The following is a 17,815-nucleotide window of genomic DNA, read 5'->3' on the forward strand; positions in this document are numbered from 1 at the left end:
CACCCACGGTGCTTCACTTCAAGTAGGGTCCGGCGGTGCCGATCTGCCCGGGTCCGTTGAGGACGTAGGCGCGCAGGTTGCCCTTGCCGGGCGCGGCGACGGTGAGGGTGCCGGTGGTGACCTGGCGGACGTCGCCGGTGACCGCGTCCACGTAACGGCCGTTGGGGATGCCGGTGAAGGTGGCCCCGCCGGTGACGGTGACCAGGGCGAAGGTGTCCGTCGAGCCGCTGGTGAAGCGGCGCTTGAAGGCCATGCCGCCCGAGATGCCCTCGGTGGAGTACTGGCCCACCTGGAGGGCGGGGATCGCCCGGCGGATCTGGTTGAGCCGCTGCACATGCTTGACCAGGGGCTTGTCCAGGGTGGCGGCGACGGCGCCGGTGGCGGACTCCACCTTCGAGAAGTCGGCCGCCTTGATGTCGCCCGCGATGTGGTCGCCGAAGTAGGCGCGTCCGGTGGTGGCGAGGGGGCAACTGGGGCCGCAGTCGATCTTCTTGCCGGCCTGGAACTCGACCTCGGAGCCGTAGTAGAGGGTGGGGATGCCGCGGAAGGTCCACATCAGGGACATGTTCTCGGCCCAGGCTTCCGTGCCACCGGTGTAGCGCTCGCTGGACTTGTTGGGGCCGTAGTCATGGCTGTCGACGTAGACGACGTTGTAGGTGGCGTCGTTGTAACTGTCGTCGGAATCCTTGCCGTTGGAGAAGGCGTTGTGCGCGTCGCCGAAGTTCATGTGCATCCGCATGTCGATGACATGCATGCCGGAGAACTTCGAATGGTCCGGGGTGTGGTAACTGTTGCCCTGGAGGAAAGCGTTGGTGGAGGTGGGCTGGTTGCCGGTGCCCAACTGCTGTTCGTAGTCGTACATTTCCAGCGCGGCCTTGGCGTCGTCGGCGGCGTAGTCCTTGCGTTCCTTCCAGGTGTAGAACTGCGCGGAGTGGTTGACCGAGCCCCGGTTCCACTTGTCGTTGACGAACGCGGCGACCTCGCCGAAGACGAAGAAGTTACGGGCGGCCTCGGCACCGAACCGCTGGGTGACGCGCTCCTGGATGGCGGGCAGGAAGCGGCGGTTCCACGTGGTGCGCGGGACGTGGACGGCGGTATCGACGCGGAAGCCGTCGACACCCATGTCGATGTACTTGTCGAAGGCGCCGATGAGGTAGTTCTGCACGGCTGTGTTCTCGGTGTTGAAGTCGGCGAGGTCCTCGTGCAGCCAGCACGAACGGGAGTCCTCACCCTCCCAGTTGCCGATCCAGCACTGGTGGTAGAGCGCCTGGGGGAACATGCCGGACGTAGGGCTGGGCCACTGGCAGTTGTAGAGGGTGTAGCCCTCGGGGCTCTTGCCGCCGGTCGGCCTGCCCCAGTTGAGGCAGGTGTTGCCGGACGGCTCCGCTGTCGACCACAGGTCGCCGTTGTAGTACGACTTGCCGCTCTTTGTCTCGACGGTCAGGCCGTCGTACTCGAAGCCGTCGTTGCGCTCGTCGTAGTACCAGCTCCACTGCGTGTCACGCACGCCGTAGACGGTCGGTGTGAACAGCCCCTTGGCTCCCCAGCGGGAGGAGTGGTTGTGGACGACGTCCTGGTAGATCTTCATGCCCTTGGCGTGGGCGGCGTTGATCAGGTCCTGGTAGGAGGCTCCGGCGGATTCCAGTCGGGGGTCGACCTTGTAGAAGTCGTAGCCGTGGTAGCCGTGGTAGTCGTAGTCGGAGCGATTGAGGACGACCGGGGTGATCCAGACGGCGGAGAAGCCGAGCGCCTTGATGTAGTCCAGTTTCTGGACCAGGCCCTTGAAGTCGCCGCGGAACATGGGGTCGTTGTCGGCCGCGTTGCCGGACTTCACGTGCTGGCTGCCGCCGCGGTTGTTGGAACTGTCGCCGTCGTTGAAGCGGGCCGTGAGGACGAAGTAGATGGGGTCCTTGCGCGGGTCGGTGCCGAGCGGTGCGCCGGGCGCCGGGGCCGCGGGTTTCTCGCCGGTGGTGACCCGTGCGGAAGCGGAGGCGGCGGAGACGTTGCCGGCCGCGTCCACGGCCTTGACGGTGTAGGTGTACGCGGTCCTCTCCTGCAGTCCTGTGTCGGTGAGGACGGTCGAGCCGACGTCCGTGACGGTGGTGCCCGTGCTCCCGCCCGTCCGGGTGACCTGGTACTTGGCCACACCCTTGTTGTCGGTCGAGGGTTCCCAGGTCAGTACGACGGACACGCCGTCCGCGCTCGCGCTCACGCCGGTGGGGGCGGTGGGCGCCTCGGTGTCGGGCGTCTGCGTGGCGCACGGGTCGGCGGCGTCCTTGACGACGGTGCGGTTCTTCACCGTGCTGGTGCCGGCGGGGAGGGTGTAGTCGGCGCCGTTGTTGTTGTCCCAGGTGCCGTTGCCGTTGTTGAACGCGGCCTTCAAGGAGGTGGCGGAGCCGAGGGCGACGGTCTGTTTCCACCATCCGGCGCAGGCGGCCCGCATGCCGGTGCCCGGGACGGTGGTCCAGGTTCCGCCCGCGGGCTGGTAGTGGATGTTCGCCGTCGACCAGCCCAGGGCCTCGGTCGAGTAGTACACGGTGGCGGTCCGGTCGGACGGGGGTTCCGTGCCGGCGCAGGGGTCGGAGTGGGCGACGACCCCGTCCTTGACGGTGATGTCGCCGGTGCCCAGCGCGTAGTTCGCGCCGCCGTTCTTGTCCCAGGTGCCGCTGCCGTTGGTGAAGGTGGCCTGCAGACCGGCCGCTGAGCCCAGGTCCACCGTCTTCTTGACCCAGTCCGTGCAGGCGGCCTCCATGGCCACGCCCGGGACCGTCGTCCAGGCGCCGCCGTCCGGGGCGTAGTGCAGGCGGTACTGGGACCAGTTCCTGGTCTTCGTGTAGTAGAAGACCGTCGTCGTGTTCACCGCTTCCCTGGTTGCCGCTTCCGCGACCGGATCCATGGAAGGGCCGGCGGCGGCCCGGGGCACGGCCTGCACCAAACTCAGCAGCGTGCCCGATACCAACAACGCCGTCAGCGGCCGTCTCAGCCGTCGGGCGGGACTGCGTTTCATGAGACTCCCTCGAAGGCGGACCGCGCCAGGGCGGGCAGGGCTGGGGCAGGCATGGGGGTGCCGAAGGCGCCGCCGCAAGAAGTGTCGGAAAGTTGCTGCAAGTGATTTCGAGGCTGGAAGTTACCGCCGCATGAAGGCGCCGTAAAGAGAGTCAACGGCTCTTTCATGGCGGGCCAGTTGGTAGTCCGGATGCCGCCTTGCCGGTGTCGGCATGCGGACGCCGCGGTGGTCAGACTCCCTGCTTGGCGGCGCCGCAGGCTCGGCGGGCGCCATGGGGCGCTCATTCACGCGCCCAACGAGAGCGTCGTCCTAGGGAGATCGAGCACATGGCGCACGTGGAAGCGCTGTTTCTCCGGGAGTTCGCCGCCTCGGTCCGCCGCTGACGGATCGGCTGGCCCGTCTACCGCACGGGACGCGCGGCCTCCAATTCGATTGCCGCGCGGCAGGCCGGTCGGATAGGAAGCTCGCATGCTGCGGGGTAACAAGGTCGGGCTCAGGGCCCGCCACGAGGAAGACATCCCGGTCCTGCGGACCGAGCTCCACGACGACGTGGCCGGCGCGTCACGGGCCGAGGCCGGGCCGTGGCGGCCGCTCTCGCCCGGCTCCAAGGACCCGCTGCTCGCAGGGGACGACACGGAGCAGGGGCGCGTCCCGTTCTCCGTGGTGGAGTTGGACGGCGGCACGCTGGCCGGCCTCGCGACGCTCTGGGGCCTCGACACCCACAACCGGTCGGCGCACATAGGGCTGGGGCTGCTGCCCACCTGCCGCGGCAAGGGCTACGGCACCGATGTGGTCGCGGTGCTGTGCCACTACGGCTTCGTCGTGCGCGGCCTGCACCGGCTGCAGATCGACACGCTGTCGGACAACACCCCGATGCTGCGCGCCGCCGAACGCAACGGCTTCGTCCGCGAGGGCGTGCTGCGCTCATCGGCCTGGGTGATGGGGGAGTTCCTGGACGAGGTGCTGCTCGGTCTGCTCGCCGAGGACTGGAAGCCGGGCTCGGCAGGCTGACGGCACCGGCGCCGGGAGGTGCCTGTATCGCGGGCGTATGGAAAATCGGATACGCCACCACAACGGCCCTCACCCTGCAATGGAGGGCATGGACTCCAACACATCCGTGTCAGCGCCCGCCCGACGCACACGCGGGATCGTGAGCGCCGCCCTCGCGGTGCTCGCCCTGGCGGGCGTCCTGTTCTTCCTGCGGCGGCCGCTCATGATGGCCGCGCCGACCTGCATGGCCGGGCGGTGGCACGGCTGCTTCGACACCTTCAACGGCGTGGTGCTCATGACGCTGGTCACCGTGCCGGTGGCCTTGCTGGCGGCGTGGGTGCTGGCGCGGTGTCGGCGTGCCGCCGGTGCTGGGTCGGCGTGGCGGAGGTCGGTGGCCGAGGTGGGCATGGTCCACGGGACGGCGCCGTTCCTGTGGCTGACCATGATGCCGGGCGGTGAGGCCGGAACCGCGCCCGCCCGGGTGAGCCTGGTGCCCCTGCGGGACCTGGTCACGATGGGGCCGCTCGGAATCGTCGGCAACCTGCTGGTTTTCGCGGCACTGGGGTTCTTCGCGCCGATGCGGTTCGCGGCGCTGGCGTCCGTGCCGAGGGTCCTGGCACTGGGGGCGGGCTGCTCGGTCCTGGTGGAAACCGCACAGTACGTCCTGAGCCTTGACCGGGTGTCCTCCGTGGACGACGTCCTCGTCAACGCCGCCGGTGCCGTACTGGCCGGGCTGGCGTCGCGCCGCTGGTGGCGTACGGGGACGCAAGCGGGGCCGGACGAGCATCGCGCGGGGCTGGTTGGGGTGGGCTGAGTCGTGCCCGCGGCTGGCCGGGGTGACCTGGGCCGTGCCCTGTGCTGGCCGGGGAAGTTGAGCCGTGCCCGACGCCGGCCGGGGCGGCTTGGGCCGTGCCCTGTGCTGGCAGCGGTGAGCTGAGTGTCACCCTGGGCTGGCAGCGGTGGGCTGAGCCGTGCCCGACGCTGGCAGGGAAAGCTGAGCCGCGCCCTGCGCTGGCAGCGGCGAGCTGAGCGTCACCCCGGGCTGGCAGCGGCGAGTCGCCCCCGCCCCACGCCAGCAGCGGCAAGCCGAGCCGCGCCCGGGGCGGCCGACGCGGTCGGCGCGGACGACGGCGCGCCGGACGAGACCGGGCCCCCCGCGGCAGCGCCCCGCGGCAGCGCTCCCCGACGCCCCCCGCTCCCGCATACGCCCCCGATATGCCCCGCTGCCTAAGCTGCCGACATGCGCGTACTGATCGTGGAGGACGAGCCGTACCTCGCCGAAGCCGTCCGGGACGGTCTGCGGCTGGAGGCGATCGCCGCCGACATCGCCGGCGACGGTGACTCCGCCCTGGAACTGCTCAGCGTCAACTCCTACGACCTCGCGGTCCTCGACCGTGACATCCCCGGCCCCTCCGGCGACGAGGTCGCCCGGCGCATCGTCGCCTCCGGCAGCGGCATCCCGATCCTCATGCTCACCGCCGCCGACCGCATCGACGACAAGGCCTCCGGGTTCGAGCTCGGCGCCGACGACTACCTCACCAAGCCGTTCGAGCTGAGGGAGCTCGTCCTGCGGCTGAGGGCGCTCGACCGCAGGCGGGCGTACGCCCGGCCCCCGGTCCGCGAGATCGCGGGCCTGCGTCTGGACCCCTTCCGCCGGGAGGTCTTCCGCGACGGGCGCTACGTGGCGCTCACCCGCAAGCAGTTCGCCGTGCTGGAGGTCCTCGTCGCCGCCGAAGGAGGCGTCGTCAGCTCCGAGGAACTGCTGGAGCGGGCCTGGGACGAGAACGCCGACCCCCTCACCAACGCCGTCCGCATTACCGTCTCCGCACTGCGCAAACGGCTCGGCGAGCCGTGGATCATCGCCACGGTGCCGGGGGTCGGCTACCGCATCGACACCGACCGCCCCGGCCGTACGGATGACATCGTCGCCGACCGCCCCGGCCGTACGGATGACATCGTCGCCGACCGCCCCGGCCGTACGGATGCCTAGGAGCCCAGGGCTCAGCCCTAGAAGCCCAGGGCTCAGCGTCCGGCTGAAACTCACCCTCAGCTACGCGGGCTTCCTCGCCGTCGCCGGTGCTCTGCTGCTGGCCGTGGTGTGGTGGTTCCTGCTGCGCTACGTCCCCGACAACTCCCAGGGCCTGCTCGGGGTCTCGCCCAACCGCTACCTCCTGGTGCGCACCTTCGCCCCCGCCGCCGCCTGGGCGATGGCCTTCCTGCTCGCGTTCGGCCTCGTCGGGGGCTGGGTTCTCGCCGGGCGCATGCTCGCACCGCTCACCCACATCACGGCCGCGACCCGACTGGCCGGAAATGGATCACTGTCCCACCGCATCCACATGACGGGCCGCCAGGACGAGTTCCGTGAACTCGCCGACGCCTTCGACACCATGCTCGAACAGCTCGAGTCGCACGTCGCCGAGCAGAGGAGATTCGCCGCGAACGCCTCGCACGAACTGCGCACCCCGCTGGCCATCTCCCAGACCCTGCTCGACGTCGCCCGCAGGGACCCGGCCCGGGACCGGGGCGAGCTCATCGAACGCCTCCAGGCCGTCAACGCCCGCGCGATCGACCTCACCGAGGCCCTGTTGCTGCTCAGCCGCAGCGACCGCGGGAACATCGTCCGGGAGAGCGTCGACCTCTCCCTGGTGGGCGAAGAGGCCGCCGAGACGCTGCTTCCCCTCGCCGAACAGCGCGGCATCACGCTCGACGTCACCGGCACGGCGGCCCGTACCAGCGGCTCCGCGGAACTCCTGTTGCGGATGGCGACGAACCTCGTCCAGAACGCCGTCGTCCACAACCTCCCCGCCGGCGGCACGGTGACCGTCCACACCGCGGCGCAGGGCGGCGCGAGCGTGCTGCGGGTCGAGAACACGGGCCACCCGATTCCCCCGGAACTGGTGCCGACCCTCACCGAACCCTTCCAGCGCGGAACGGAACGCGTCCGCACCGACGAGCATGCCGGGGTCGGGCTCGGCCTCGCCATCGTGCACAGCATCGTCCGCGCCCACGACGGCACCCTCGACCTGGCCACCCGCCCCACCGGGGGCCTTGTCGTGACGGTCCGGCTGCCCGGCATGCCGTAGGGGCCGGGCCGTTGGCGGGGCCCCGTCGATCCTTTACCTTGTCAGCCTGGCGACACGCCTGTATAACGTGCCTGTATAACGTTGTAAAAGTCACGTACGGGAACTCGGCGCACGGCCCACGGTGACGACCCCGTACCCGCACCGGCCACACCGGCCGGGACGCTGTGAAGGGATTGCCGTGCGGGTCAGCCTCAAGGACGTTGCCGCGCACGCTGGGGTCTCCATCAAGACCGTCTCCAACGTGGTGAACAACTACCAGCACGTCACACCGGCCATGCGCGAGCGCGTCCAGCGGTCCATCGACGCGCTCGGCTACCGGCCCAACCTCGCCGCCCGGCACCTGCGCAAAGGACGCACGGGCATCATCGCGCTCGCCCTGCCCGAACTCGGCAACCCCTACTTCGCCGAACTCGCCGCCGCCGTCATCGACGCCGCCGCCGCTCACGACTACATCGTCCTGCTCGACCACACCGGCGGCCTGCGCGAACAGGAAGTCCTGGTCAGCCAGGGATTCCGGGCCAGGGTGATCGACGGGCTCATCCTCAGCCCCATCGAGCTGGAGGCCGAGGACCTGCGCGACCAGTCCGAGCACGTCCCGCTGGTGCTGCTCGGCGAACGGGACTACGACCTGCCGTACGACCACATCGCCATCGACAACGTGGCCGCCGCCCGCGCCGCGGTGCGCCACCTGCTCGACCTGGGGCGGCGGGAGGTGGCGTTCATCGGTGCGCGGCGCGGTCGCAGCGAACCGGCCCAACTGCGCGTGCGCGGCTGGCGCGAGGAACTCACCGCCGCCGGACTGCCTGCCGACGACGCGCTGGTGGCCGCCACCGACGGCTGGGGCCATGCGGACGGGGCGGCGGCCATGGCACGCCTGCTGGACTCCGGGCGGTGCCCGGACGCGGTCTTCGCCTACAACGACCCGATGGCCATCGGCGCGATGCGGGTCCTGCACGAACGGGGGCTGCGGGTGCCCGAGGACATCGCGCTCGTCGGCTTCGACGACGTGGTGGAGGGGCGGTTCGGCGCGGTGACGCTCACCTCGGTGTCACCGGACAAGGAGGCCATCGGCCGGCTGGCGGTGGAGTCGGTGCTGGCCCGGCTCGGCGACGGGGCACCGCCCGAGCCGCGCCGGGTGTGGGCGGACTACCGCCTGGTGCAGCGGGAGAGCACGCTGGGGCGCTCCCAGGGGTGAGCCCCGGGCCCGCTCCCCGCTGACCTTCCGTCCCGACGCCCGGTGTGAAGGCGTGTGCACAGGGGGTTTACAGCGTCCTTCCAACGATGTAAAAAACCTCTGTGCGGCGGGCTGAACGACCTTTCCCGCCGGGGGAGAAGCACCACTGTGCTCGACATCCGCTCGGTCTTCGTCCGTTCACCACCTCCCCCATTCCCTTCCAGCGTCGCCCGGATCGGGGTCACCATGCAGCGCACCACTCACCGCCGTCGCCTCCTCGCCCGTCCCGTGGTCGTCTCCCTCGCCGCCGCGGTCGCCCTGACCGCCACTTCCTGCGCGAAGTCGGAGGACGACGCGGCCGGTGCCGACACCTCCTCCGCGTCCAACGCGGACGCCGAACAGAAGGTCGCCTCGCCCGCGCCGGGCGGCAAGACCTGCACCATCGACGCCTACGGCGCCGAGAAGCTCGACCTCAAGGACGCCACCGTCGGCTTCTCCCAGTCCGAGAAGGAAGCCAACCCGTTCCGTATCGCCGAGACGCAGTCCATCAAGGACGAGGCGAGGAAGCGGGGCGTGAAACTGCTGACGGCCAACGCCCAGTCACAGTTCTCCAAGCAGATCAGCGACGTACAGGATCTGCTGGCCAAGGGCGCCGACCTGCTGGTCATCGCCCCGCTCAACTCCGACGGCTGGGACCCGGTCCTCCAGGCCGCCGCCGCCAAGAAGGTCCCCATCGTCACCATCGACCGCAAGATCAACGCCACGGCCTGCAAGGACTACGTCTCCTTCATCGCCTCCGACTTCGTCGAGCAGGGCCGGCGCGCCGCCGACCAGATGATCGAGGCGACCGGCGGCAAGGGCGAGGTGGCGATCCTGCTCGGCTCGGCGGGCAACAACGTCACCACCGAGCGCACCAAGGGCTTCAAGGACCGCATCGCGGAGAAGGCACCCGAGCTGAAGGTCGTCTTCGAGCAGACCGGCGACTTCGCCCGAGAGAAGGGCCAGCAGGTCACCGAACAGCTCATCCAGTCCAAGCCCGGCATCAAGGGCATCTACGCCGAGAACGACGAGATGGGCCTCGGCGCGGTCGCCGCGCTGAAGGGCGCGGGCAAGAAGGCCGGCGAGGTCAAGATCGTCACGGTGGACGGTACCCGCAACGCCGTCCAGGGCGTCGTGGACGGCTGGATCAGCGGGGTCATCGAGTCCAACCCGCGCTTCGGTCCGCTGGCCTTCCAGACGCTGGAGACCTTCACGCAGGGTGAGGAAGTCGCCCAGGACATCGTTATCGAGGACGGTGCCTACGACGAGGCCAACGCGCAGAGCGACATCGGCAAGGCGTACTGACGTGCCCCGGGGGCCCGTCGAGCCGGGCCCCCTTCCGCCCCCGCAATCCCTTCCCCGCATCCTGGAGGCACAGGTGGCACCCCCCGCCGAAGTCCTTGCCGTCCGCGGACTGAGCAAGACCTTCCCCGGCGTCCGGGCCCTGGACGACGTGGACCTCACCCTGCGCGCCGGCGAGGTGCACGCCCTGATCGGCGAGAACGGCGCCGGCAAGTCGACCCTGATCAAACTCCTCACCGGTGTGTACCGGCCCGACGCGGGCGAGATCGTCTTCCTGGGCCGCACGGTCTCCTTCGCCACCCCGCTGGAGGCGCAGAAGGCGGGCATCTCCACCATCTACCAGGAGGTCAACCTCATCCCGCTGCTCAGCGTCGCCCGCAACCTCTTCCTGGGCCGCGAGCCGCGCAACCGCCTCGGCGTGCTGGACCTGCCCCGGATGAACCGCGAGGCCGAGGAGGCCCTGCGCGGCTACGGCGTGCGGGTGGACGTCCGCCGCCCCTTGCGCACCCTCGGCGTCGGCGCCCAGCAGATGGTCGCCCTGGCGCGGGCCGTCGCCACCGAGGCGCGGATCGTCATCATGGACGAACCGACCTCCTCCCTGGAACCGCGCGAGGTGGAGACCCTCTTCACGGTGATACGGCGCCTGCGCGACGCGGGCATCGCGGTCGTCTACGTCAGCCACCGCCTGGACGAGCTGTACGAGGTGTGCGGCACCGTCACCGTGCTGCGCGACGGCCGCCGCGTCCACCACGGCGAACTGGCCCGGCTCGACCGCCTCCAACTGGTGTCGACCATGCTCGGCCGGGACCTGGGCGAGGTCCGCGCGGAGGGCCTGACCAAGTTCACCGGCGAGCACGGCGCGGCCGACGCCGAACCGGTGCTGCGGGCACAGGAGTTGACGGTCCCGCACAAGCTGCACGGTGTCTCGGTGAGCATCCGCCCCGGCGAGGTCGTCGGCCTGAGTGGTCTGCTCGGCTCCGGCCGCACCGAGACGGCGAAGACCATCGCCGGTGCCCTGCAACCGCGTTCGGGCACGGTCACGGTGGCCGGGGTGCCGCTGCGCGCGGGCTCCACGCCGGCCGCCATCCGGGCCGGCGTCAGCCTGCTGCCCGAGGACCGCAAGAGCGAGGGCATCGTGCCGGGCCTGTCGGTACGGGAGAACATCGCCCTCGCCGTACTGCCGCGCATGTCCCGCTTCGGCCTGGTCTCCGAGGCGCGCGTCGACGCGGTCGTGGACACCTTCATCGAGCGGCTGCGCATCAAGGCGTCCTCACCCCATCAGAAGGCGGGGGAACTCTCCGGCGGAAACCAGCAGAAGGTGCTGCTGGCCCGCTGGCTCGCCATGAACCCCAAGGTGCTCCTGCTCGACGAACCCACCCGGGGCATCGACGTCGGCGCCAAGGCCGAGGTGCAGAAACTCGTCGACGAACTGGCCGCCGACGGCCTGGGCGTCCTGCTCATCTCCTCCGACCTGGAGGAACTGATCGAAGGGTCCGACCGCGTGGTCGTGCTGAAGGACGGTGCCGTCGTCGGCGAGTTGAGCGGCGACGACGTCACCGAGGAGAAGCTGATGCGGACGATCGCCGGGCACGGCCCCGCCGGGGACGCCCGCGAGGAGGCGGCCGCCGATGGCTGAAGTCACCCTGCGCACCGTCCCGTTGGACAAGGACCGCCTGCTGCACTGGCTGCAGACCTACGGCGTCTACGCCGGTGTGACGGTGCTGCTCGTCGTCAACGTCCTCATCACCCCGCACTTCCTGTCCGCGGAGAACTTCCGCACCCAGGCCGTCCAGGTCGCCCCGGTCATCATCGTCGCGCTCGGCATGGCCCTGGTCATCGGCACCGAGGGCGTCGACCTGTCCGTCGGCGCCGTGATGGCGCTGGCGGCCTCCGTCACCGCCCTCTACCTCGGCTACGGCCTCCTGCCGACCCTGCTCATGGTCGCCCTGTTCGCGGCCGGTGTCGGACTGGCCAACGGAGCGCTGGTGGCGTTCATCGGCGTCCAGCCCATCGTCGCCACCCTGGCGTTGATGGTCGGCGGCCGGGGCCTGGCACTGGTGCTCCTCCCGCAGCTGGAGGACTTGCGCAACCCCGCCCTGGCCTCCCTGGGCTCCGGTGACGTCCTGGGCGTGCCGTACCTGTTCCTGATCGCCTCGGCCCTGGCGCTGCTCGTCGCGTTCGTGGTGCGCCGCACCACCTTCGGACGCCGGCTGCTGGCCATCGGCGACAGCCGCCCCGCGGCGCAGCTCGCCGGTCTGCCGGTGCGCCGCGTGCTGATCATCGTGTACGTCGTGTGCGCGCTGCTCGCGGCGGTCGCGGGCGTGCTGGCCACCGCACGCCTTCAGGCCAGCGACCCGACCTCGCTGGGCAATCTGATGGAACTGTCCGCGATCACGGCGGTGGTGGTCGGCGGTACCCCGCTGACCGGCGGCCGCGTGAACATCGCGGGAACCGTGGCCGGAGCCGTCCTCATCCAGCTCCTGACGGCCACGCTCATCAAGCACGACCTGCCGCCGTCCTGGACGCAGATCGCGCAGGCCATGGTGATCGTCGCCGCGGTCTACGCGGCGCGGGGACGGGGGAAGCGATGACCGCCACCGGGACGGACACGCCCGTGACCACCGCGAGCATCGAACACAAGGAGCGCGCCGAGCCGGTCGGCTCCGCCCGGGCCGAACGGCTCAGCGCGCTGGTCCAGCAGCACGGCGCGCTGGCCGTGCTGGCGCTCGTCTCCCTGGTGGCGTCGTTCTCCTTCGACTCCTTCGCCACCGGCGACAACCTCTCCAACATGGCGACCAGTTCGGCCTTCCTGGCGATCGTCGCCCTGGGCATGACCTTCGTCATCATCACCGGCGGGATCGACCTGTCCGTCGGTTCCCTCTTCGCCCTCGGCGGCGTCCTGGCCGCCTGGGGATCACGCCACGGCACCCTGGCGGCGCTGCTGCTGCCGCTCGCGGTCTGCGGGCTGATCGGCGTGGTCAACGGCCTGCTGGTGGCCCGGTCCCGGCTCGCCCCCTTCATCGTCACCCTCGCCGCCATGCTGGGCGCGCGCGGGCTGATGCTCGCGATGACCGACGAGGGCGCCGACACCTACCTCATCGGCAAGGGTTCCTTCCTCGCCGAACTGGGCCAGGGCAGCACCCTCGGCCTCGGCAACCCGGTGTGGATCACGCTGGCGCTGTTCGTCGCGGGCGCCGTCGTGCTGCGCCGGGCCCGCTTCGGGCAGCATGTGTACGCCGTCGGCGGCAACGAGGACGCGGCGGCTCTGATGGGCGCCCCGGTGGCCCGTACGAAAATCCTGGTCTACGCCCTGTCCGGACTGCTCGCCGGCCTGGCCGGCGCCCTCAACGCGGCCTGGCTGGCGTCCGGCGTCACCATCGTCGGCAACGGCATGGAGCTGGAGGCCATCGCCGCCGTCGTCATCGGCGGCACCCTGCTCACCGGCGGCCTCGGCTACGTCAGCGGGTCCCTGGTCGGCGTCCTGCTCCTCAAAGTGATCCAGAACGTCATCAACCAGATCGGTTCGCTCGACTCCTCCTACCAGCAAGTCGTCAGCGGCGCCTTCCTGGCCGTGGTCGTCATCGCCCAGACCTGGCTGGGCCGCAGACGCCGACTGATGTGACGAGCCCCGGACGCGGCAGCCGTGCCTCCCCCGGCCCCCCGGCCGCCGCGTCCGGTTCCCCCTGGCCGGCCGCGCGCAGCACGCGGCGACCGAGCCGTCCCCCCACTCCTCGGAGGTCCAGCCATGACCGCACGATCGACCGGGATCCTCGCCAAGTCCGGTGCCTCGCTGCTCGTCGGCGGGCTCCTTGCCATGCTCTCGCCGTCCGCCGCCGTCGCCGCCCCCGTGTACGGCACGTCCGAGGCGGGCAACCCCTTCGTCGACGGCTGGTACGCCGATCCCGACACCGAGTTCTACGACGGGCGTTACTGGGTCTACCCCACCACCTCCAAGGCCTACTCCGAGCAGACGTACCTCGACGCGTTCTCCTCCACCGACCTGGTCAACTGGACCAAGCACCCGAACGTGCTGTCGACGGCGAACGTCTCCTGGGCCAAGTACGCCCTGTGGGCCCCGGCGCCGGTGAAGCGCAACGGCAAGTACTACCTGTACTTCGCCGCCAACGACATCCAGAACAACGCCCAGCTCGGCGGCATCGGCGTCGCCGTCGCGGACAAGCCGGAGGGCCCCTACAAGGACGCGATCGGCCGGCCGCTGATCTCGCAGTTCCACAACGGCGCCCAGCCCATCGACCAGGACGTCTTCATCGACGACGACGGTCAGGCGTACATGTACTACGGCGGCTGGCACCACGCCAACGTGGTCAAGCTCAACCCGGACATGACGAGCCTCGGCACCTTCGCCGACGGGACGACCTACAAGGAGATCACCCCGGAGAACTACACCGAGGGCTCCTTCATGTTCAAGCGGAACGGCAGGTACTACCTGATGTGGTCCGAGGGCGGCTGGACCGGCCCGGACTACTCGGTGTCGTACGCCATGTCCGACTCGCCCACCGGCCCCTTCAGGAAGATCGACAAGGTGCTCGCCCAGGACCCGGCCGTCGCCAGGGGTTCCGGCCACCACTCCGTCGTCAACGTGCCCGGCACCGACGTCTGGTACATCGTCTACCACCGCCGCCCGCTCAGCGAGACCGACGGCAACCACCGCCAACTCGCCTACGACCGGCTCCACTTCAATGCCGACGGAACCATGCGCCGGGTGCAGATGCAGGTGAAGGACAACTTCGCCGACGGCAACGCGCTGGGCTGGAAGACCTACGGCGGATCCTGGTCGGCCGGTGACGGGCGCTACCGGGTGAACCAGTCGCTGGGCAGCAAGGCCCTGCTCGACACGAACTTCGCCGACTTCACCCAGGACGCCGATGTCACGGTCACCTCGGGCGGCGGTGACGCCGGGCTGACCTTCCGGGTGACCCGGCCGTCGGTCGGCTGGGACAGCTACTCCGGCTACTACGCCGGCCTCAGCCCCAGCGGCAAGGTGGTCCTGGGCCGGGCGAACGACAGCTGGACCGAGCTGGGCACCGCCCGGATGCCGATCGCGCCCGGCTCGACCCACCGGTTGCGCGTCACGGCCGTCGGTTCCTCGATCAAGGTGTACGTCGACGACATGACGACGCCGAAAATCTCCGTCACCGACGGCACCTACCGCAGCGGTGCGAACGGCGTCCGCGTCTTCGACGCCGCCGCGTCCTTCGACAACGTGGCGGTGAGCCCGGCGCAGTGACCGAGCGCTCCCCGAGAGGTTCGATACCTCTCGGGGAGTCACGGGTGGATCAGGGCGCCCACGGGGCCGCGAGGTCCCAGCTGCTGTCGGCCGTCAGGGTCTGCGGACGGTCGAAGACGTCACCGCCGCCGTTGCCGGAGGCGATATACACCTGCGAGTCGTGATGCCGCAGGAACGAGCCGGTGATGTTGATCGACTCGAAGGTGACCCCCGTCCCGCCGATCCCCGGGCGGGCGCAGAAGGTGGCGTCCTGGCGGAACAGCGCCGCGCCGTCGTCGGGCGAGTTGCGCACCCGGCTGTCGGCGTGCCGCAGGAACTGGCCCGGGTAGTTCACCGACTCGAAGGAGTAGCAGGAGGAGTCGGCGAGCCCGCGCCGCACGGTGTACGTCGCGTCCTGCTTGAGCAGTGCGCTGCTGCCCGCGTCGACGATGTCGGTGCGGGCGAGGCTGTCGGCATGCCTCAGATAGCGGTTGGTGTGCCCCCAGGTGGTCACCCGCAACGACCGCCGCACATCGGTGGGCAGCAGTGCGGAACTGCGCCACAGGGCCGGGTCGCCGGTGTTCCAGGTGGCGTCGGCGGCGAAGGAGGCAGCGGTGTCCCAGGCGTTGGGTCCGCCGCTGCGGGCGAGGTACACGTTGTCCGCGTAGTGCCTCAGGTAGTGGCCGGGGTGGTTCAGCGACTCGAAGGACGTGCCGCCCGCGGCGAGGCCGGCCCGGCTGCACCAGGTGGCGTCCGCGGCGAACGGGCCGCCGGTGTCCGCGTCGACGCGGACCCGGCTGTCGGCGTGGCGCAAATAGCGGCCGGGCTGGTTGACCGACTCGAAGGAGTAGCAGCGCGGATCGGCCAGTCCGGGGACCGTGCGGAAGGAGGCGTCCTGGCGGGCGCCGTCACCGGAGGCGCTGCTCAGCACATCCGTGCGGACAACGGAGTTGGCGTGCCGCAGGTAGCGGTCGGTGAAGCCCGGCGTGGTCACCTTGAAGGAGCGGACGTGCCCGAGGGTGAGGGCGACCGGGGCGTTGAGGTTGCGTGAGGCGCGGACGAGCGCGCCGTGGGCCGCGCGCAGTTGGTTGGTGTCGACCTTCTGCACGCGCCGGTCGTAGGTGAACAGTCCGTTGTACTCGCCCTCCACGTCGGTGATCTCGGTGTAGACGTACGCCGACAGGCCCTTGGTGGTCATCAGCTGCTGTGCGTCACGGACCATGCCGGTGTAGCGGTCGTTCAGCTGCTCGCGGCTGGAGACCTGCTCGTAGGCGAAGAACTGGCCGTTCGGGCTGTACTCGTGACCGGGTGTACGCAGACCGATGCCGCCGAACTCGCCGAGCACGGAGATCCGGGTGGCCGACGGGCGTGGGGCGTCGGGGCCGGTGTAGACGTGCCAGTCGATGATGTCACCGGTGCCGGGGTCGCCCCTGGAGTCGCAGCAGTTGTAGCCGCTGTGCGGGTTCATCAGCCGGGTCGGGTCGTAGTTCTCCAGGTCGGTGGTGACGCGCCGGGTGGCGGCGAGGTCCCACTCGCCCCAGCCCTCGTTGAACGGGACGTAAGTGACCACGGCAGGGGAGAAGCGGTGCTCGTCGATGATCTCGTGGGCCTCGGTCTCGAACTGCGCGATCTGTGCCGGGGTGCGGTTGTGGTCGAACGCGGGCGTGGAGGGGACGTCCTGCCACACCAGCAGCCCGAGCCGGTCGGCGTGGTAGTACCAGCGCGCGGGCTCGACCTTGATGTGCTTGCGCACCATGTTGAAGCCCAGGTCCTTGTGCTTTTGCAGGTCGAAGGCGAGGGCCGCGTCGGTGGGCGCGGTGTAGAGGCCGTCCGGCCAGAACCCCTGGTCCAGGGTGCCGATCTGGAAGACGAACTCACCGTTCAGGGTGGGGCGCATGACCCCGTTGAGCATCTTCTTGCCGACCTCGCGCATGCCGAAGTAACTGGTGACCCGGTCGACGGGGTTGCCGGCGGCATCGCGCAGGGTGACGCGCAGGTCGTACAGGAAGGGGTCGTCGGGCGACCAGCGGCGAGCGTCGGGCACGGGGACGGAGAACTCGGTGAAGCCGCCGGTCGAGCTGCCCACCACCTGGGAGCCCGACATCGCCTCGGCCAGGACGGTGTGGCCGCCGACGTTGCCCCGGGTGAAGACGCGGACCCGCGCGGTGTTGTCCGAGAGGTTCGGCACGATGTCGACGGAGTAGATCGAGGAGGCGGGAGTGGGTTCCATCCACACCGTCTGCCAGATGCCGGAGGAGGGGGTGTAGAAGATGCCGCCGGGGTTGTTCACCTGCTTGCCGACCGGCTGCTTCTCACCTCGTCCGTCGGTCGGGTCGTAGACGCGGACGATCAGTTCGTTCGTGCCGCCGCTCAACTGCGGGGTGATGTCGACCTCGAAGCGGTCGTAACCGCCCTTGTGGGTGGTGACCTGGGTGCCGTTGACCCAGACCGTGGCCTCGTGGTCGACGGCCCCGAAGTGCAGTTGCACCCGCTGGCCGGCCCAGCTCTGCGGGACGGTGAAGGTGCGCTTGTAGAACATCAGGTCCCGGTTGTCGTTGCGCATGATGCCGGACAGCGCCGACTCCACCGGATAGGGCACGAGGATGCGTTCGGGCAGGGTCTGGCCGACCGGCGGAGCGGCGTTGCGGTTGACGTTGCCCGAGCTGTCGGTCGGCGGGTTGAGGAACTGCCACTCCCCGTTGAGGGACTGCCAGTCCGGTCTGGTCATCTGCGGCCGGGGATAGTCCGGCAGGGGATTGGTGGTGGACACCTGACCGGTCCACGGGGTGCTCAGCGGCGGTGTCTTGGGGGTGACGGCGGCGGTGGCGGTGGTGGTGCCGGAGACGAGTAAGCCTCCGGTCATCGCCAACAGGGCCGCCAGGCAGGCGATGATGCGGCGCATCGAACTCCTCCAGGGCAGACGGGCACGGGGAGTCCCGCTGCCGCGCGGCCGACGGCACGAGCAGCGTGCGGGAGTCCGTGCGGGGGTGAGC

The 17,815-nt window shown here is 70.1% G+C and carries 12 protein-coding genes and 1 pseudogene; 10 read left to right on the top strand and 3 right to left on the bottom strand.

Features of this window, described 5'->3' with window-relative positions:
• Positions 1-13: 13 nt before the first annotated feature.
• Entirely contained in the window at positions 14-3,007 is a 2,994-nt protein-coding gene (locus ACFYW5_RS14340; RefSeq protein WP_389417271.1) for a carbohydrate binding domain-containing protein, read from the bottom strand.
• Positions 3,008-3,475: 468 nt separating this feature from the next.
• Between ACFYW5_RS14340 and ACFYW5_RS14345 the strand changes: the two genes are divergently transcribed.
• From ACFYW5_RS14345 to ACFYW5_RS14390, 10 genes are all read left to right on the top strand, one after another.
• On the top strand, positions 3,476-4,018 hold the full coding sequence (locus ACFYW5_RS14345; protein WP_389417272.1) for a GNAT family N-acetyltransferase: 543 nt from the start codon (positions 3,476-3,478) through the stop codon (positions 4,016-4,018).
• Positions 4,019-4,106: 88 nt separating this feature from the next.
• Positions 4,107-4,811 carry a VanZ family protein gene (locus ACFYW5_RS14350; RefSeq protein WP_389417273.1) on the top strand — a complete coding sequence of 235 codons (705 nt, stop codon included), beginning with the start codon at positions 4,107-4,109 and terminating at the stop codon, positions 4,809-4,811.
• A gap of 426 nt (positions 4,812-5,237) precedes the next feature.
• On the top strand, positions 5,238-5,987 hold the full coding sequence (locus ACFYW5_RS14355; protein WP_389417274.1) for a response regulator transcription factor: 750 nt from the start codon (positions 5,238-5,240) through the stop codon (positions 5,985-5,987).
• The gene (locus tag ACFYW5_RS14360; RefSeq protein ID WP_389417474.1) at positions 5,980-7,080 is read left to right on the top strand and encodes a sensor histidine kinase; all 1,101 of its coding nucleotides are present in this window, start codon (positions 5,980-5,982) and stop codon (positions 7,078-7,080) included. Before ACFYW5_RS14355 ends, ACFYW5_RS14360 begins: the two co-directional genes overlap by 8 nt.
• Before the next feature lie 178 nt (positions 7,081-7,258).
• On the top strand, positions 7,259-8,275 hold the full coding sequence (locus ACFYW5_RS14365) for a LacI family DNA-binding transcriptional regulator (RefSeq protein ID WP_389417275.1): 1,017 nt from the start codon (positions 7,259-7,261) through the stop codon (positions 8,273-8,275).
• A gap of 225 nt (positions 8,276-8,500) precedes the next feature.
• Positions 8,501-9,598, top strand: a complete 1,098-nt coding sequence (locus ACFYW5_RS14370; RefSeq protein WP_389417276.1) for an ABC transporter substrate-binding protein — start codon at positions 8,501-8,503, stop codon at positions 9,596-9,598.
• Between the two features lie 73 nt (positions 9,599-9,671).
• Positions 9,672-11,231: a sugar ABC transporter ATP-binding protein gene (locus ACFYW5_RS14375; RefSeq protein WP_389417277.1), complete on the top strand. Its 1,560-nt coding sequence runs from the start codon at positions 9,672-9,674 to the stop codon at positions 11,229-11,231.
• Complete coding sequence (locus ACFYW5_RS14380) at positions 11,224-12,186, top strand: ABC transporter permease (RefSeq protein ID WP_389417278.1); 963 nt, start codon at positions 11,224-11,226, stop codon at positions 12,184-12,186. The genes ACFYW5_RS14375 and ACFYW5_RS14380 overlap by 8 nt, the downstream gene beginning before the upstream one ends.
• Positions 12,183-13,217 carry an ABC transporter permease gene (locus tag ACFYW5_RS14385; RefSeq protein WP_389417279.1) on the top strand — a complete coding sequence of 345 codons (1,035 nt, stop codon included), beginning with the start codon at positions 12,183-12,185 and terminating at the stop codon, positions 13,215-13,217. Before ACFYW5_RS14380 ends, ACFYW5_RS14385 begins: the two co-directional genes overlap by 4 nt.
• A 123-nt stretch (positions 13,218-13,340) precedes the next feature.
• Positions 13,341-14,843, top strand: coding sequence for a glycoside hydrolase family 43 protein (locus ACFYW5_RS14390; RefSeq protein ID WP_389417280.1), 1,503 nt, complete (start codon positions 13,341-13,343; stop codon positions 14,841-14,843).
• Between the two features lie 49 nt (positions 14,844-14,892).
• Here the strand turns inward: ACFYW5_RS14390 and ACFYW5_RS14395 are convergent, their stop codons facing one another.
• Both ACFYW5_RS14395 and ACFYW5_RS14400 read right to left on the bottom strand, forming a co-directional pair.
• Positions 14,893-15,354, bottom strand: coding sequence for an AbfB domain-containing protein (locus ACFYW5_RS14395; RefSeq protein ID WP_389417475.1), 462 nt, complete (start codon positions 15,352-15,354; stop codon positions 14,893-14,895).
• Between the two features lie 36 nt (positions 15,355-15,390).
• Positions 15,391-17,724 (bottom strand): annotated as a pseudogene (locus ACFYW5_RS14400) (AbfB domain-containing protein); the annotation flags it as partial.
• Between the last annotated feature and the right edge of the window lie 91 nt (positions 17,725-17,815).

It is taken from the genome of Streptomyces sp. NPDC002779 (genome assembly GCF_042888685.1).
Lineage (GTDB): Bacteria > Actinomycetota > Actinomycetes > Streptomycetales > Streptomycetaceae > Streptomyces.

Bases quoted from the DNA above. Each gene is read 5' to 3' on its own strand.
- ACFYW5_RS14340 (WP_389417271.1), bottom strand. From the start codon at position 3,007: ATGAAACGCAGTCCCGCCCGACGGCTGAGACGGCCGCTGACGGCGTTG.
- ACFYW5_RS14345 (WP_389417272.1), top strand. From the start codon at position 3,476: ATGCTGCGGGGTAACAAGGTCGGGCTCAGGGCCCGCCACGAGGAAGAC.
- ACFYW5_RS14350 (WP_389417273.1), top strand. From the start codon at position 4,107: ATGGACTCCAACACATCCGTGTCAGCGCCCGCCCGACGCACACGCGGG.
- ACFYW5_RS14355 (WP_389417274.1), top strand. From the start codon at position 5,238: ATGCGCGTACTGATCGTGGAGGACGAGCCGTACCTCGCCGAAGCCGTC.
- ACFYW5_RS14360 (WP_389417474.1), top strand. From the start codon at position 5,980: ATGCCTAGGAGCCCAGGGCTCAGCCCTAGAAGCCCAGGGCTCAGCGTC.
- ACFYW5_RS14370 (WP_389417276.1), top strand. From the start codon at position 8,501: ATGCAGCGCACCACTCACCGCCGTCGCCTCCTCGCCCGTCCCGTGGTC.
- ACFYW5_RS14380 (WP_389417278.1), top strand. From the start codon at position 11,224: ATGGCTGAAGTCACCCTGCGCACCGTCCCGTTGGACAAGGACCGCCTG.
- ACFYW5_RS14385 (WP_389417279.1), top strand. From the start codon at position 12,183: ATGACCGCCACCGGGACGGACACGCCCGTGACCACCGCGAGCATCGAA.
- ACFYW5_RS14390 (WP_389417280.1), top strand. From the start codon at position 13,341: ATGACCGCACGATCGACCGGGATCCTCGCCAAGTCCGGTGCCTCGCTG.